Genomic DNA, 14,734 nt, shown 5'->3' on the forward strand with positions numbered 1-14,734 from the left:
TCATCCCTTTGGAATTTTATCGGCTTCATCCGAGAGAAATTTAAGTAATAATAATTAAAGATTTCAGTCTTAAGATTCGCATGAACTCGTATGTGGTTGGGTTCAAATTGCATAAAGTCCATGATCCTTCTTGGTGAATTCAGCTAAATATGAACGGTTTTACTCAACTACCTTAATCAAGTAAATATATACCGGAAAGTGGTCGCTGAACCCCCCGGTAAATCCACCATCGGCAAAACTTCTAAACGGATAGCCTTTCCATCGGCCTCGTTTTGTGGTCAAATAATTTTTGTTGTAGATAAAGGCTTTATAAAATCGGAATGAAGAATAATCTTTTTCCAATAGTGGTTGTGTCATCATAATTTGATCAAACAAGCTCCAGGCATCCCGCCAAGCATTGGTACCCAATCCATTTTTATAAAAATTCTCGTAAGGGTTATAAACACCTTTAAATTCAACATCCTTTTGTTCAGCTTTAGCATTTAAGATCTCTTTGACACTGACATTGATAGGGTCATCATTTAAATCGCCCATAACAATAATCTTAGCGTAGGGATCAATGATCTGTAGGGAATCGATAATTCGCCTATTGAGTTTGGCCGCTCCAACACGCTTGCTTCTGCTGCGTTCTTCTCCTCCACTGCGAGAGGGCCAGTGATTGACAATAAGGTGTATCAAATCACCTTCCAACAATCCACTAACCAAAAGTTGATCTCTGGTATACACACGGTTTCTGGTGATATCATCGTAAATATATAAGGTATGGCTACTGGTTTGTATCGGTTGAAATATTCTTTTCTGATAGATCATACCCACGTCAATACCCCGTTTGTCCGGAGATTCGTAATGAACAATCCCATAATCAAACCCTATTAAGAGCGAATCATTGAGTACATCAACCAAAACATTGCGATTCTCAATTTCTGCAACACCCAAAATCGCAGGCGCATTTCCTGCTCCATCAGCACCAATATCTACTATAACTCGTGCCATATTGTGCACCTTTTTTTTATACACTTCTGACCGCCCCGTATTCAATTCCATTATCGGACTTGCCTCATCAAATTTGGTAGGATCATTAATCGTGTCGAACAAATTCTCCAAATTATAAAAAGCAACGGTATGGATCTTAAACTTCTTGGTTTCTTGAGACCAAAGAATAGTCACACAAACCAAAAAAATCAATGTCAATATCAATTTCCTAAACTTCATCTGTAACTTCTTTTTAAAACGCCACTAAAGAATATTCCAAATCTAAAACTTTATGATAAACATAACATATTTTGACTATCTTAAATGCCTAATAATTAGACAGTAAAGAAAATGAGACGATTTTAATCAGATTTAGGTGAAACTAAGTTTCTCGCTATAACCATAACGCTAATTTTTGACCAAATATGGTGGCAACAATGGCAGATACTTCTTTAAACTGAAATCAAAAACCTCGATTTTTTTCAATTGGCACGGACGGTCACGACAATGAGGTATCAATAAAGATTGTCTTTTCGACGGAGGCAGGCCTCTGGGTATTAAAAACCCCACTGGTGGGAATAAAAAAATGTTCTTATGAAAAAAAGTTCAATTTTCTTATTTGGAATCTTTTCTGTCTTAACAGGTGCAGCGCAAGAAACTATCGTCAAAGGAAGTGTTATTGATGGCATCACTTATGCTCCGATTCCTAACGTGTCCATCACCATTGAAGAAACCCTTCAAACGACACTTACTGATCCCGAAGGAGAATTCATATTGACCTCTAATCTCCCTCTTGGAGAACACATACTCAAGGTTGAAAAAACAGGTTACCTAACCAAGCGCTTCCCAATTATTATTAACGACGGACAAACTTTGGATATCAGAGATATGATGCTTGATATTGATGTGGCTGATTCCGTCGATCTTTATACCATTACTTTGTCTGAAGACGAATTAAATGATGATAGCACTGGTGGCGCGGACAATATTTCCGGACTTTTGCAATCCTCCTTAGATGTTTTCCAACGTACAGTCGCATTTGAGTTCAGTTCATCATTCTTTAAACTTAGAGGCCTGGATTCCGAAAATAGCGTGGTGTTGATCAATGGCATCGAGATGAATAAATTATTCCATGGAAGGCCAGAATGGAGTAATTGGGGTGGTTTAAATGATGTTTTCCGCAATCAAGAATTATCACCCAACCTGTCTCCATCCAATTATACGTTTGGTGGCGCTTTAGGCTCCACCCACATCACTACCCGAGCATCAGAGTACAGAAAAGGCGGTCGTATCACCTACTCATCTTCTGACAGAAGTTATACCCAACGTGTTATTGCAAGCTACGCCACCGGACTGATGGAAGGCGGTTGGTCTGCTTCTCTGGCCATTGGAGGTCGCTGGGGCGAAGAAGGTTTTCAGGAGGCTACAAGTTATGTGTCCAATTCTTTTTTCGCCTCAATTGAGAAGAAAATCAACGACAAGCATCATCTAAATTTCACCTCATTTTATGCACCCCACCGACGCGGGAAATCCTCTCCAAATACCCAAGAGGTTTTCGATTTAAAAGGCATCAAATACAATGAATATTGGGGTTATCAAAATGGCAAAAAACGTAATTCACGTGTCAAAGAAGTGAGCGAGCCGATCTTTATGATGAATCACTATTGGGACATCAGCAATAAAACCACTTTCAATACGAACCTTGCCTATCAATTTGGTAAAGTAGGAAACAGCCGACTAGACTATCCTGGTGGTGGCAACCCAAGCCCTGCCTATTATCAAAAACTGCCGAGTTATGCTTTGGCCGATAAAAATGGTCCAGATTACGCCAAGGCCTATCAATTGGAACAAGACTTTTTAAAAGATGGTCAAATTGATTGGAATAGAATCTATGACGCCAATATCACCAATAATAGCAGTGGTTTAAACGCAGCCTATTCTCTATATGAGGACAGAAATGACGACACTCAATTCACTGTAAACGCCATCCTTACTTCTGATATTTCTGATCATATGACCCTAAATGGCACCATCAATTATCGCCATTTAAAGTCTGAAAATTTCGCAGAAGTCAAGGACCTATTGGGTGCTTCAGGTGTGTTGAATGTTGATTCATTTGACAATATTCAATACGATTTACAACATCCAAATAAAATTGTTGGTGAAGGCGATCGGTTTAGATACAATTACAACTTGTATGCGAATGTAATTTCCGGATTTGCCCAAGCCCAATTCAAGTACAAAAAAGTCGATTATTATACTGCATTAAGTGTTTCCAACACGACCTACCAGCGTGAAGGACTTTATCAACATGAAATCTACGCGACCAATTCGCTCGGAAAAGGCGAAAAACTCAGTTTTTCAGGTTTGGGGGCAAAAGCTGGATTGACCTATAAAATTACTGGAAAACATCTATTGGATTTCAACGCGGGATATCTTTCAAAAGCACCAACACTTAGAAATACCTATACCAACGCTCGGGAGAATCATAACGTGGTGAAAAACATTTCAGAAGAAAAAATCACTTCAGTGGATGCCAGTTATATCTATCGATCTTCTATTGTAAAAGCAAAATTGACGGGTTATTATTCAAAAATTGAGAATGCCAATAAAATCTCATTTTACTACGCCGATGGACTGAGCAGTTTTGAAATCTCCGAAAACCAGACCTCAGCATTCGTTCAAGAGATTTCACAAGGTATTGACAAAAAGCATTTTGGCGGAGAACTTGGCATTGAAGCACAAGTAACCCCTTCAATAAAACTAAAAGGTGTCGCTTCTATAGGCCAATTCATCTATGACAACAACCCAAATCTATATTTGACTTCTTCGAGTTTTACCAATCCTGATGGGATTGACTTCGGAAAAGCGAACCTTAAAAACTACAAACTTGCCAGCGGGCCTCAAACCGCATACTCCGTAGGTTTTGAATATCGTGATCCAGATTATTGGTGGTTTGGGGCAACCGCAAACTTTTTTGATAAGGCATACGTTGATATCAGTCCGCTAATTAGAACACGCAATTTCTATACGGATGCTGATGGCTTGCCTTTTAACGATTATGATCCTGAGGTTGCAAAACAACTTTTGAAACAGGAGAAATTTGATGAGTATATGATCGTAAATCTTGTAGGTGGAAAATCATGGCGGATCAACAGGTATTTTGTGGGATTTTTTGCCAGTGTCAACAACATTCTTGATGTTGCACATAAGACAGGTGGCTTCGGGCAAGGTAGGAATGCTAATTATAGGATGCTGAAGAAAGACGCCAGCAATGAAATTCCGGTATTTGGATCAAAATATTGGTATGGACGTGGAACGACATACTTTTTGAACCTGAACCTGCGATTCTGAAAATGAACAGAAAAAACTATAAAATTATGTTTAAGATTAATAGAATTTTAGCGATTTTCATCATGATACTTGTGTATATCATGACATCTTCTTGTGTAAAAGACGATGATTTCAAGGTTCCGAATGATCTGGGCAATGAAGAGAACAAAGGCTTGGAAGCGCTTTTGGCCAGTGATGCCATTGAAGTTTCAATGGGAGAATTGAAGTTGAAATATGCCAATAATTATAGAAAGCCGGTGTTAATTGAAACGGATATTTATATAAAAGGCTACGTGAGTTCATCAGATAAAGAAGGCAATTTTTTTAAAGAAGTATTTCTTCAAAATACGCCAGAAAACCCTACTGCTGGCATTAAAGTCATCCTCAATCAGGTGGAGACTTATAACCAATATAATTTCGGAAGAGAAGTTTACATCAAATTGAAAGGTCTTTTTATAGGAGAGGAGCGCATTGGAAATGGGGTTATTACTATTGGTGGAGAAACGGCCACTGATCAATATGGAACTACCGTCCAACGTTTGACCGAAAACCAACGAGCACAGCATATATTCCGTTCCAAAAACACTTTAGAATTGACACCACTAGTACTTACTTTCTCGGAAGTTAGTCCTGATCATTTAGGGCTTTATGTACAGTTCAATAATGTTGAATTCGCTGAAAATTTAGAAGGCGAACGCTATTATGATCCCATTCAGGATTTTGATACGCTCAGGGAGATGCAAGCTTGCACAAATGATATTGGCTATTCTAAATTCTCTTTGGAAACGAGTTCTTTCGCAACCTTTAAAGATATATTGCTTCCTCTCGGAAATGGAACGATCAAAGGAGTCATTACAAAAACATTTGATGGCAGTACGATAGTGCTGGCACTGAATAATCTGAGTGGTGTAAAAATGGATGACAGTAGATGTACCCCATTGAGCATCGAAGATTTTGGCATTTTATTTAAAGAGGATTTTGATTTGGCAATTGACGACACGGATTTGGATTTTGATGGCTGGACCAATTTTGCCCAAGCAGGAAAAGTGTTGTGGAAGGAAAGCAGCTCTGATGGTAACGGATATGCTGAATTTAATCCTCTCGGGTCTGGAAATGCTTCCAATATTGGATGGCTGATTACCCCGAGAATTACTCGAGATTCGCATTCTTACACCTACCTCAATTTTAAAGCAGCCCAAAACGAAGTCAGATCGGCCAGCAACACCTTGGAGGTATTGATATCCACTGATTTTGACGGCAGCAATGTACTATCTGCAACATGGCATCCCTTAGACGCTTTTTTACCGTCACAAACCACCCCATCGAATGAATTCGTGGATTCTGGTTTAATTGATCTCTCGTCTTATGGAGGAATTTTGTACATTGCCTTTAAAGTGAAGGGCAACGGAAGATCAACCTCATTGTCCGGCGCTTATCTAATTGATGATGTTTTCATTTTTGAGAAGGAATAAACCTTAATGACACCAACGTTTTATGACCCTATTTGACCAACTATTCTTTAATAGTTTTAACCATTATAAAAATGGAACCTATAGAAAAAAGGCCAACACTATTGCTATAGTTTACATTACCATAGTCCAAGCCTCATTTTTGTTGGTTTTAGGAGTGTTCTTTGCTGAGTTTTTCCAACAGATGCGCGTAGCAACCATGTCGGCAACAAAAGCTTGGGTATTGTTTGTCTTAGCTTGTTTGCTTCTTTATTTTATCAATTGGATCCAATACAGCGGTAAAAAACGAAAGATTATGAATGCCAATCAAAAAAAGAAATCGAACTATGGTCTTTTTACATTGTGGTTAATTCCTGTAGTGGCCTTGTTTTTGGCGCTGCTGTTTTTGAAAGTTTTTTGATGGGTAAATTATAAATAAGTTACCTGCAAGCTGAACAAACCTATGAACTTCGATTTAGAAGATAAACTTAACGAATATGTAAAGCGGAACGATTTAGATTCTGCAATTCGAATTGCGGAATCCGAATTAAGCAAGATTCCCGAAACGGAATTCCATCAATTGATTGGAATGAATCTCCTACATTTGGAATCGAAATTGGACAAGTATATTTCCAATTTTTATTCAAGTGTCAAATTAAAATACGCTTTGAGTTTTGGAAAAAATCTAAAGGCATTATACTGCGAAATGAACGGATTCACAATAAACTATGACCGTTGGTTTATAGACTTGTTTTCATTTAGCGAAATTGCACAAGAAGATTACGAATGGTTAGCGGATTATGACCATTTGACAAAAAATGATTTGACATTAACTGGGTTTGAGAACCTACAAAAAGTTTATGAAGACGTTTATAAAAATAAAAAATACGAAATACCTGAAATCGAACAAGCATATGAAGTTGCCGAATTATTAATAATTTTAAGATTACAAGAACTTTTTAGGGAAACTTATAAAAATGCTAAATCGAACGGAAAAAAGTGGACTGAATTTCCAATGTTTGTGACAGCACACGATTACGAAATGATTTATAAAACGGAATAAAAAAAAGCCTGCAGTAACACTGTATATAAGCTATGGCTTGGTCTGTCCTCACTTGGAAAATCCTGCGGATTTTCCAAAGTTAGTTTATATTTGGAGAGGTTCGTGCCGAGATACGCCACAGTGCATATACCAAACGTTATACTTCAAAATAGAGTTTGCCCCAATCGATTTTTAAGAAAAACATATTATTATAGCACCTCCTTTCTCAACTGAATATACACGGGGAAATGATCACTGAAGCCGCCCTTATATTTTTTACCTACATAAGTTCTAAAAGGCTGTCCCTTATATTTACCATCGTAATGCGTCAGGATTTTTCATCAAAAATATCTGCTTTTATAAACTTTAGGCCTTCTTTGTCTAGTTTCAAAAAATTTTTGGTCATCAAAATTTGATCAAATAAAATCCATTTGGAGTTATGATTCGCGCTTCCCCTGGTGTAAGACATAAGCTTTTCCATAGGATTGAATAGTGATTTTGTATTTTTCAAAAATTGGATACTTTCATTCCTCGGATTATCATTAAAATCGCCCATAATAATCACCTTTGCCTCAGCATCTTCTTTTAGGATCCCATCAATAAGAGCAACTACTTTCTGAGATGCATGCATCCGTTTATATCCAGTTGTGTCAGATCCTTCGTGTCTTGAAGGCCAATGATTGATAAGAAGATGGATTTTTTCACCATCCAAATAACCACAAATCTTGAGAATATCCCTAGTATAATCTCTTACGCCGAGTTCGCTCTTAATATCAAGCGTAATATTCTCTGAATTTTCAAGAGTAAAGCTGTACGTATCATATAATAAAGCGACATCAATGCCCCTTTCGTCTGGCGAGTCATAACGTACAAAACCATAATTGTAATCTTTTAGGTGGGCGCTTTTCACCAAAGCGTTTAAGACCCTATCGTTTTCCACTTCAGCCAAACCAATTAATGTTGGTGGTTTTTGAAGATCATCAAATCCAATTTTTGAAATGGCCATCCCCGTTTTATAGATTTTATTTTGATATCGTTCTTTGTTCCAGTTTTTATTTGATGTTTCTAAAAAATCAATATCCTTGATCAATGGATCATCTATATAATCAAATAAGTTTTCAGTATTATAGAATGCAACGGTATAGGTCTCAGAGATGGAAGTTGGAAGATTCACTTTACAAATTTAAGTTTTAAAAATACTAAATGATAGCCAATCAATTATGTAACTTTGTGTTTTAAATACATCTATGTTAGAAAAATCAGATATTAAATTAGAAAGAGCCGTATTAATCGGTGTTATTACCAAGGAACAAGACGAACTACAAGCTAAAGAATATTTAGATGAATTAGAATTCTTAACCTTTACAGCAGGTGGTGAAGCGGTTAAACGCTTCACGCAAAAAATGGACACTCCCAACCCAAAAACATTTATAGGGACAGGAAAGCTGCAAGATGTTTTAAATTTTATCAAAGAAAATGAAATTGACACCGCCATTTTTGATGATGAACTATCAGCAGCACAAGAACGGAATATCAGTAAGATTTTAAATTGTAAAGTACTGGATAGAACCAATCTTATCCTTGATATTTTTGCTCAACGCGCACAAACAAGTTATGCCAGAACGCAAGTTGAATTGGCACAATGTGAGTATTTGCTGCCACGATTGAAAGGGATGTGGACCCACTTGGAACGTCAACGAGGAGGTATTGGTATGCGTGGTCCAGGAGAGCGCGAAATTGAAACTGACCGTCGAATTGTTAGAGACCGGATCACACTCTTAAAGGATAAACTAAAAGTCATTGACAAACAACAGGCCATTCAACGTGGGAATAGAGGCCATTTGGTCCGTGTTGCTTTGGTGGGCTATACAAACGTAGGTAAATCGACCTTAATGAACGTTATTAGCAATAGTGAGGTTTTTGTAGAAGACAAACTGTTTGCCACCCTTGATACCACGGTAAGAAAAGTGGTGATTGGCAATCTGCCATTTTTGGTGAGTGATACCGTTGGGTTTATCAGAAAATTACCGACACAGCTTGTTGAATCTTTTAAAAGCACTTTGGATGAAGTCAGGGAAGCCGATTTATTGCTTCATGTGGTTGATATTTCGCACCACAATTTTGAAGAGCAGATAGAATCCGTTCGTAAAATATTGAATGAAATTGACAGTGGACATAAGCCAACAATTATGGTTTTCAATAAAATTGATGCTTATGAGCCGGCACCTTTTGACAATGAAGATTTAATTGCCGTTAAAACCAAGGATCATTATACCCTTGAAGAATGGAAAAAAACTTGGATGAACAAAATTGGAGATGACGCTATTTTCATTTCAGCGCTGAACAAGAAAAATTTAGAAAGTTTTAAAAAGCGTGTTTATGAGGAGGTGAGAAATATTCACGTGACCCGCTTCCCGTATAACGATTTTCTCTATCCAGATTATGAAGCCGGGGAAGAAGAGTGAGCCAATCTTAATTTAAAAAAAAATGCTACCTTTTTCGGGTAGCATTTTTTTTAAAATCTTAAGTGATTTTAGAATTTATAGGTTAAACCAACTGTATAATAGGTTTGTAAATCATTGTCAACCGTTCCAAAAGTAGGCTCATCTCCTACTGGTCCACCATAATTGGCAAGCGCATAATTTAGAGCTTCCTGCTTGTTGCTTCTCAGAGCAAAATCAAATCCTACACCTATCTGCTTCCAAAGCGTATAACTGAAATTGTTGGTCCAAGTCCAGTTGGACAGATCAGAGTCTTTATAACTATAAAATGCAGATAAATTAGACTTGAAGTCAATGGCTCCAATTTTTCTGGTATAATCCGCCATAACTTTCGCCCCTAAAGACGATTCAAATATGGTATCGCTATCGGCAAATACAAAGTTGTAGTTTAACGGATGGATCACAACAATCAAATTGTTAAGTGGGGTCCAGGTAAAACCTACACCCAAATCTAAGTATCCAGGATCGTTAAAATTGTTTAAAATAGTGGTTCTATATTCGCCCAATGCAGAAGCCGCCCATTTTTCGCTTAGTTTTTGGCCATATAATGACGAAATATTAAACACATCAGTCGTGGGTTTAAAGCTGTCATTATCATTAGGATCATCTTTATCGTCTAATTTAACCCACGCTAGATTTACCGTTAAGGAGTTTCTCCAAAAATAGTTGTCTTCCAATTTATTGGCATAGGCATTAAAGTTAATCCCAATATTCCCAGAGCTATTGTTTGGGGCCCCTTGAGCATACCAGTTATTGAAGTGTGATAAACTTCCGCCAATGACTCCAAAGGCACCTTTTTTCCAGCCTGGAAGGGCATCTATTTGTGCTTGGATAGCATTTGCTTCAGCCTGTGCGGCATCAGCTACAGCTTGTTTTTCCGATTTTTGTGCTTGTAATTCTTCTTTGGTTTGTGCAAAACCAATTGATAATGATAACATGAAGATGAAGCTTAAAATGATTTTACTTTTCATAATTTACTGTTTTAAATTCTTTATGGATTAATTTAAAAAACGTGCAAAGATAAGGTTTAATCAATAACACTTCAAAACTTGATTTATCTTCTTTTATATAAAGGTACTGAGGAACAAGCCTCTCCATACATAATAGATCGCGCCAATGGTTTTAGTTTCTGGGACAACATGATATAGGCATTGGCAGGAACCGGTTTATTGGTGCAACCTTTAATAATCAGCGGCTGATCAACAAAAGCTTCAGTATCGAGATTTTGAATAATATCCTGATATATTGAAGTTTCTAGTTGTTCTAAATCGCCAATAACAATTTTTTTGGCATAGGGTTGTAAATGCATAGTCAACAGCATATAAGCCCATGCAGGCACAATAGCGTCTGTAGTACAAGTTAATGCCACATAGTGATCTTGATATTGTGTCCAATTATGTGATTTAGCAGATGCTCTAAAATCCTTTTCGCGAAGCACCAATTCCTGAAATAACCAATCTTTGATATCAATTACGGTACGCTCACCTTTTGGATAATAATCCTCTAAGTTAACAACTACCAATTTACTATTGGCCACTCTGTTAATAATTTCATTTTCCATATTGCAAAATTAAGTGTTTTATTAGTGAAACCCTATTTTGACAAGCACGTAGTACGCAGACAAAATAGATGGTTGTCCCGATAGCAATCGGGATAATCCCGAATTTGGGCGGGATCTCGAATTTCTCCAAATTTATGGACAATTGCTTTTAAATAATACATTAAAAATTTATTGTGGCTCAGGCCTGGCTGCTTATATCTGCTTTATCTTTTTTTAAAGAAAAAACCGGCTTTTATTGGTATCCTTCCGCTTGTAGTTGAAAGAGTTGCGCATACAGTGCTTCATTTTCCATTAACTCATCGTGCGTTCCTACCTCTAATACTTTTCCATCATCCAACACAAGAATCCTATCGGCTTGTCTGACCGTACTGAATCTATGAGAAATGATAATGCTCGTTTTACCTTTGGTCAACGCAATAAAGCGTTTAAAAACGTCGCTTTCTGCCTTGGCATCCAATGCTGAAGTTGGCTCGTCCAAAATCATAACTTCTGCATCTTTCATATATGCTCTTGCCAAAGCTATTTTTTGCCACTGCCCACCAGAGAGTTCCTGTCCTTTATAAAAGCGTTTACCGAGTTGCTGATCATAACCTTTTTTTAACTCTGAAATAACTTCATTGGCTAAGCTCAATTGGGCGGCATTTTCAATTTTTTCTTGATTCTCCAACGCGTCGATATCGCCAATAGCAATATTTTCTCTGACCGTAAATTCATAACGGAAAAAATCTTGGAAAATTACTCCAAAAAACTTCTGATAATCATTCTGTTTAAATCGATTGATATTGATACCATCAAGCAATATCTCACCGGATGTAGGTTCATAAAACCGCAACATCAATTTGGTCAATGTTGTTTTTCCTGCACCATTTTGACCAACAAAAGCCATCTTCTCTCCGGCAGATATAGTAAAACTTACACCTTTGAGAATTTCAGTATCAGAATCAGGATATGAAAAATGGACATTTCGAAATTCAAATCCTGTTGTTATCTTTTCGGGTAGAATCTGATCTTCGAGATGGTTTGGAGCAATTTTGAGGTCAATAAACTCAAAATAATCCTTCAAGTAAAGTGCACTTTCAGTAATCCTGGTGAATTTAGAAAAGAAATCCTGAAGGTTCCGAGTCAATCTATTAAAAGAACCGGATAAAAATGTCAATTCACCCAGAGTAATTACTCCAGAGATAACACGGTAAATAATAAATATATAAGCGCCATAATAACTCAGCGTTCCCAAAACATTAAATACAAATCCTAATCCTGTGCGTTTGATTGCCAATTTTTTATTGAGCTCGAAATATTCTTGGGAAAGGTTTTTAAACCGATCAACAATAAAATCCGTCAAGCCGAAGAGTTTAATTTCTTTTGCCGTAATATTATTTGCGCCGATAAATCTGAGATAATCCAATTCTCGCCGCTCGGCCGTCCAACCTCGTGCCAAAGAATATTGCTGCTGACTGAACCAAATTTCATTAATAAAAGAAGGAATTATACTCAACACCAACAGAATAATCAGATAGGGTTCAAAATAGATCAAGCCTGCTACGAGTGTTGTAATGGAAATCAAGCTCTGAACCTCACCCAAAGCATTGGATAAAAGTCCGACACGGCCCGAGGTTTGCATTCTGGCGCGTTCCAGTTTATCATAGAATTCAGAGTCTTCCAAGAGACTGATATCTATCTGATTGGTTTTCTTTATTATCGTAACTGAAGATTCTATAGCGTAAGCATCACCCAAAAGTCCGTCGGTTAGAGATATTGCGCGACTCATGAGGTCGGAGAGAACAACCAGACCCAGTTCAATGCCAACGTAGGTCCACAGCTGCGTCAAATCAGAGACCTCAAGCTGGGTTTGAAGAATGATCTCATCAATAATGAGTTTTCCAACCCACAGGATGATCACTGGTAAAATAGCGCCAATAAGTCGGCATAATGCCGATAAAAGAAACAACTTTTTATTGGTCCGCCAAATTTCCTTAAAGAAACGCGGGATAAATACCAAGGCACTAAAAGACTTCCGAAGACTGGTTTTGTCTTTATCTTTTAATGATTTAGGACGTCGTCGTGCCATTGGTTAAGGTGGGTGTAAGATGTAGTTTTTATGAAGAACAATTGAAGGTCCGTATCAAGACAGGCAACCCCGCCAATTACGGATTGCCTAATGTAGACTGACAACTGATCAATCTTACTGAATACGACCTACTGAAGATTAAAGCATCCCCAATTCCAACTTCGCTTCTTCACTCATTAAATCTTGACTCCACGGTGGATCAAACGTCATTTCGACTATTGCAGATTTGACCTCGTCAATTGATTTTACGCGCTCCTCAACTTCCAATGGCAAGCTTTCAGCTACTGGACAATTTGGTGTTGTTAAGGTCATAAGGATCTTAACATCATAATCTTCATTGACAAAAACATCATAAATCAATCCCAATTCATAAATATCAACTGGAATTTCAGGGTCATAAACAGTTTTTATAACGTTTACTATTTTTTCGCCTAGAGCGAATGTATCTATTTCTTTACTCATCATTTAAAAATTTAGTGTTAAAGAGTTTAGGATAAATACCGCAACTATTCAACGCATCAACATAATTCAATTGTACTGTGTTTGTAAAAAATCTATTTTCTAATCAGAAATATTCAAGCTTTATCCTACTATAACCATCTGTTTCGAAATAGCAATTCCGAGATTCCTGCTTTCAGGAATTTAGTTAAGCTGTGTTTGGTATGCAATAGCATACATTTTTAATTGTTTGATCATACTCACCAATCCGTTGGCACGTGTTGGTGATAGATGCTCCTTTAGACCAATGGCATCGATAAAATCAGTATTGGCATCAATAATATCCTGGGGATTTTGATTTGAAAACACACGAATTAATATTGCAATTATACCTTTGGTGATAATAGCATCACTATCGGCCGTAAATACAACTTTGTCATCCTTCATTTCGGCATGTACCCAAACTTTACTTTGGCAGCCTTTAATGATATTTTCCTGCGTTTTATATTGCTCGTCAATCAGAGGTAAAGTTTTGCCTAAATCAATCATATATTGATAGCGCTCTTCCCAATCTTCAAACATTGAAAACTCATCGATAAGGTCTTCTTGTATCGCTTTTATAGTCATTCTGAAATTTTATACAAAGTTACAATTTATCTCTTCAAAACACGAAATTTAACCATGGATATCAAGCGGTTAATTCCGAAGGACTACTCTGATTTTAAATAGGTGCATTCAATGAGCAGCTCCTTATTTATATCCAATAACTGAAGTTTGTCATTCTTTAAAGTATATGACGCAATGCGTGCCATGGCATCAAGAAACAGTGTTTCGACTTCAATATCCCTACACATCATTTCCGTTGAAGACAACTCAGTGATGTCAACCTGATTGTCGGTAACCTCAATATTTGCCGAAAACCGGTTACAGCTGGTATTACCGTTGATTACATTTTGTGACAGATCAATTTTAATAAACGGGTTTCTAGCAAAACTGTCTCTATCCTTTACCCGGGTTACCAACCACGAACCCTGATCTATGTTTAAAGGTGCTCTTGATTTTTCTAAAATTTCAACCAAATAATACTTTAAGGACGACCCATCTGCTGGTGGGTTTTCCACTTCCGAAACGTTAACTTTTAATCTATAATAGAAGCCTTCAACATAGTCAAAGCCTTCAATATCACTATAAAGGTAGGTCCAATCAATTTCACCTTCATTTTTAATTTGGAGACACTTTTGAGGTGCTACGCCTGTACAATTTGCTTTTTTATTGGCAATTAGTAGGATTTTATCATTAGGGGAACATGACAGAAATAATAGGACCAATGAATTAATGGCGAAAAACTTTAAACTCATAAATTTAATTTTG

12 protein-coding genes and 1 pseudogene are annotated in these 14,734 nt (G+C 37.2%); 5 read left to right on the top strand and 8 right to left on the bottom strand.

Annotated features, from left to right (window positions below):
• Positions 1 to 159: 159 nt before the first annotated feature.
• Positions 160 to 1,212 carry an endonuclease/exonuclease/phosphatase family protein gene (locus H3Z82_RS03375; protein ID WP_182202478.1) on the bottom strand — a complete coding sequence of 351 codons (1,053 nt, stop codon included), beginning with the start codon at positions 1,210 to 1,212 and terminating at the stop codon, positions 160 to 162.
• Positions 1,213 to 1,566: 354 nt separating this feature from the next.
• Between H3Z82_RS03375 and H3Z82_RS03380 the strand changes: the two genes are divergently transcribed.
• Genes H3Z82_RS03380 through H3Z82_RS03395 form a run of 4 tightly spaced genes read left to right on the top strand, consistent with a single transcriptional unit; the run spans position 1,567 to position 6,816 of the window.
• Positions 1,567 to 4,326 (top strand): TonB-dependent receptor, encoded by a 2,760-nt coding sequence (locus tag H3Z82_RS03380; protein WP_182202479.1) that lies wholly within the window; start codon positions 1,567 to 1,569, stop codon positions 4,324 to 4,326.
• Between the two features lie 26 nt (positions 4,327 to 4,352).
• Positions 4,353 to 5,777 (top strand): DUF5689 domain-containing protein, encoded by a 1,425-nt coding sequence (locus tag H3Z82_RS03385; protein WP_182202480.1) that lies wholly within the window; start codon positions 4,353 to 4,355, stop codon positions 5,775 to 5,777.
• Positions 5,778 to 5,799: 22 nt separating this feature from the next.
• On the top strand, positions 5,800 to 6,174 hold the full coding sequence (locus tag H3Z82_RS03390; protein ID WP_182202481.1) for a hypothetical protein: 375 nt from the start codon (positions 5,800 to 5,802) through the stop codon (positions 6,172 to 6,174).
• Positions 6,175 to 6,216: 42 nt separating this feature from the next.
• Entirely contained in the window at positions 6,217 to 6,816 is a 600-nt protein-coding gene (locus tag H3Z82_RS03395; RefSeq protein WP_182202482.1) for a hypothetical protein, read from the top strand.
• 188 nt (positions 6,817 to 7,004) lie between these two features.
• Here H3Z82_RS03395 and H3Z82_RS03400 read toward each other — a convergent pair.
• Positions 7,005 to 7,969, bottom strand: a pseudogene (locus H3Z82_RS03400) (endonuclease/exonuclease/phosphatase family protein).
• A 73-nt stretch (positions 7,970 to 8,042) separates the two neighbouring features.
• Here H3Z82_RS03400 and hflX point away from each other — a divergent pair.
• On the top strand, positions 8,043 to 9,260 hold the full coding sequence (gene hflX, locus H3Z82_RS03405) for a GTPase HflX (RefSeq protein WP_182202483.1): 1,218 nt from the start codon (positions 8,043 to 8,045) through the stop codon (positions 9,258 to 9,260).
• Between the two features lie 68 nt (positions 9,261 to 9,328).
• Here the strand turns inward: hflX and H3Z82_RS03410 are convergent, their stop codons facing one another.
• From H3Z82_RS03410 to H3Z82_RS03435, 6 genes are all read right to left on the bottom strand, one after another.
• A complete protein-coding gene (locus H3Z82_RS03410) occupies positions 9,329 to 10,267 on the bottom strand; it encodes a DUF3078 domain-containing protein (RefSeq protein ID WP_182202484.1) in 939 nt (312 codons plus the stop codon).
• An 83-nt stretch (positions 10,268 to 10,350) separates the two neighbouring features.
• On the bottom strand, positions 10,351 to 10,857 hold the full coding sequence (locus H3Z82_RS03415; RefSeq protein ID WP_182202485.1) for a DUF2480 family protein: 507 nt from the start codon (positions 10,855 to 10,857) through the stop codon (positions 10,351 to 10,353).
• A 232-nt stretch (positions 10,858 to 11,089) separates the two neighbouring features.
• The gene (locus H3Z82_RS03420) at positions 11,090 to 12,925 is read right to left on the bottom strand and encodes an ABC transporter ATP-binding protein (protein WP_182202486.1); all 1,836 of its coding nucleotides are present in this window, start codon (positions 12,923 to 12,925) and stop codon (positions 11,090 to 11,092) included.
• Between the two features lie 138 nt (positions 12,926 to 13,063).
• A complete protein-coding gene (locus H3Z82_RS03425; protein WP_182203009.1) occupies positions 13,064 to 13,387 on the bottom strand; it encodes a DUF59 domain-containing protein in 324 nt (107 codons plus the stop codon).
• Between the two features lie 180 nt (positions 13,388 to 13,567).
• On the bottom strand, positions 13,568 to 13,990 hold the full coding sequence (locus H3Z82_RS03430; RefSeq protein ID WP_182202487.1) for a SufE family protein: 423 nt from the start codon (positions 13,988 to 13,990) through the stop codon (positions 13,568 to 13,570).
• Between the two features lie 83 nt (positions 13,991 to 14,073).
• Positions 14,074 to 14,721 (bottom strand): DUF4377 domain-containing protein, encoded by a 648-nt coding sequence (locus H3Z82_RS03435; protein ID WP_182202488.1) that lies wholly within the window; start codon positions 14,719 to 14,721, stop codon positions 14,074 to 14,076.
• Positions 14,722 to 14,734 lie beyond the last annotated feature (13 nt).

This window comes from Gelidibacter maritimus, assembly GCF_014062315.1.
GTDB classification, from domain to species: Bacteria; Bacteroidota; Bacteroidia; order Flavobacteriales; family Flavobacteriaceae; genus Gelidibacter; species Gelidibacter maritimus.

Coding starts and splice junctions, on each gene's coding strand:
- H3Z82_RS03410 (WP_182202484.1), bottom strand. CDS start 10,267: ATGAAAAGTAAAATCATTTTAAGCTTCATCTTCATGTTATCATTATCA.
- H3Z82_RS03375 (WP_182202478.1), bottom strand. CDS start 1,212: ATGAAGTTTAGGAAATTGATATTGACATTGATTTTTTTGGTTTGTGTG.
- H3Z82_RS03415 (WP_182202485.1), bottom strand. CDS start 10,857: ATGGAAAATGAAATTATTAACAGAGTGGCCAATAGTAAATTGGTAGTT.
- hflX (WP_182202483.1), top strand. CDS start 8,043: ATGTTAGAAAAATCAGATATTAAATTAGAAAGAGCCGTATTAATCGGT.
- H3Z82_RS03435 (WP_182202488.1), bottom strand. CDS start 14,721: ATGAGTTTAAAGTTTTTCGCCATTAATTCATTGGTCCTATTATTTCTG.
- H3Z82_RS03385 (WP_182202480.1), top strand. CDS start 4,353: ATGTTTAAGATTAATAGAATTTTAGCGATTTTCATCATGATACTTGTG.
- H3Z82_RS03390 (WP_182202481.1), top strand. CDS start 5,800: ATGACCCTATTTGACCAACTATTCTTTAATAGTTTTAACCATTATAAA.
- H3Z82_RS03430 (WP_182202487.1), bottom strand. CDS start 13,990: ATGACTATAAAAGCGATACAAGAAGACCTTATCGATGAGTTTTCAATG.
- H3Z82_RS03420 (WP_182202486.1), bottom strand. CDS start 12,925: ATGGCACGACGACGTCCTAAATCATTAAAAGATAAAGACAAAACCAGT.
- H3Z82_RS03380 (WP_182202479.1), top strand. CDS start 1,567: ATGAAAAAAAGTTCAATTTTCTTATTTGGAATCTTTTCTGTCTTAACA.
- H3Z82_RS03395 (WP_182202482.1), top strand. CDS start 6,217: ATGAACTTCGATTTAGAAGATAAACTTAACGAATATGTAAAGCGGAAC.
- H3Z82_RS03425 (WP_182203009.1), bottom strand. CDS start 13,387: ATGAGTAAAGAAATAGATACATTCGCTCTAGGCGAAAAAATAGTAAAC.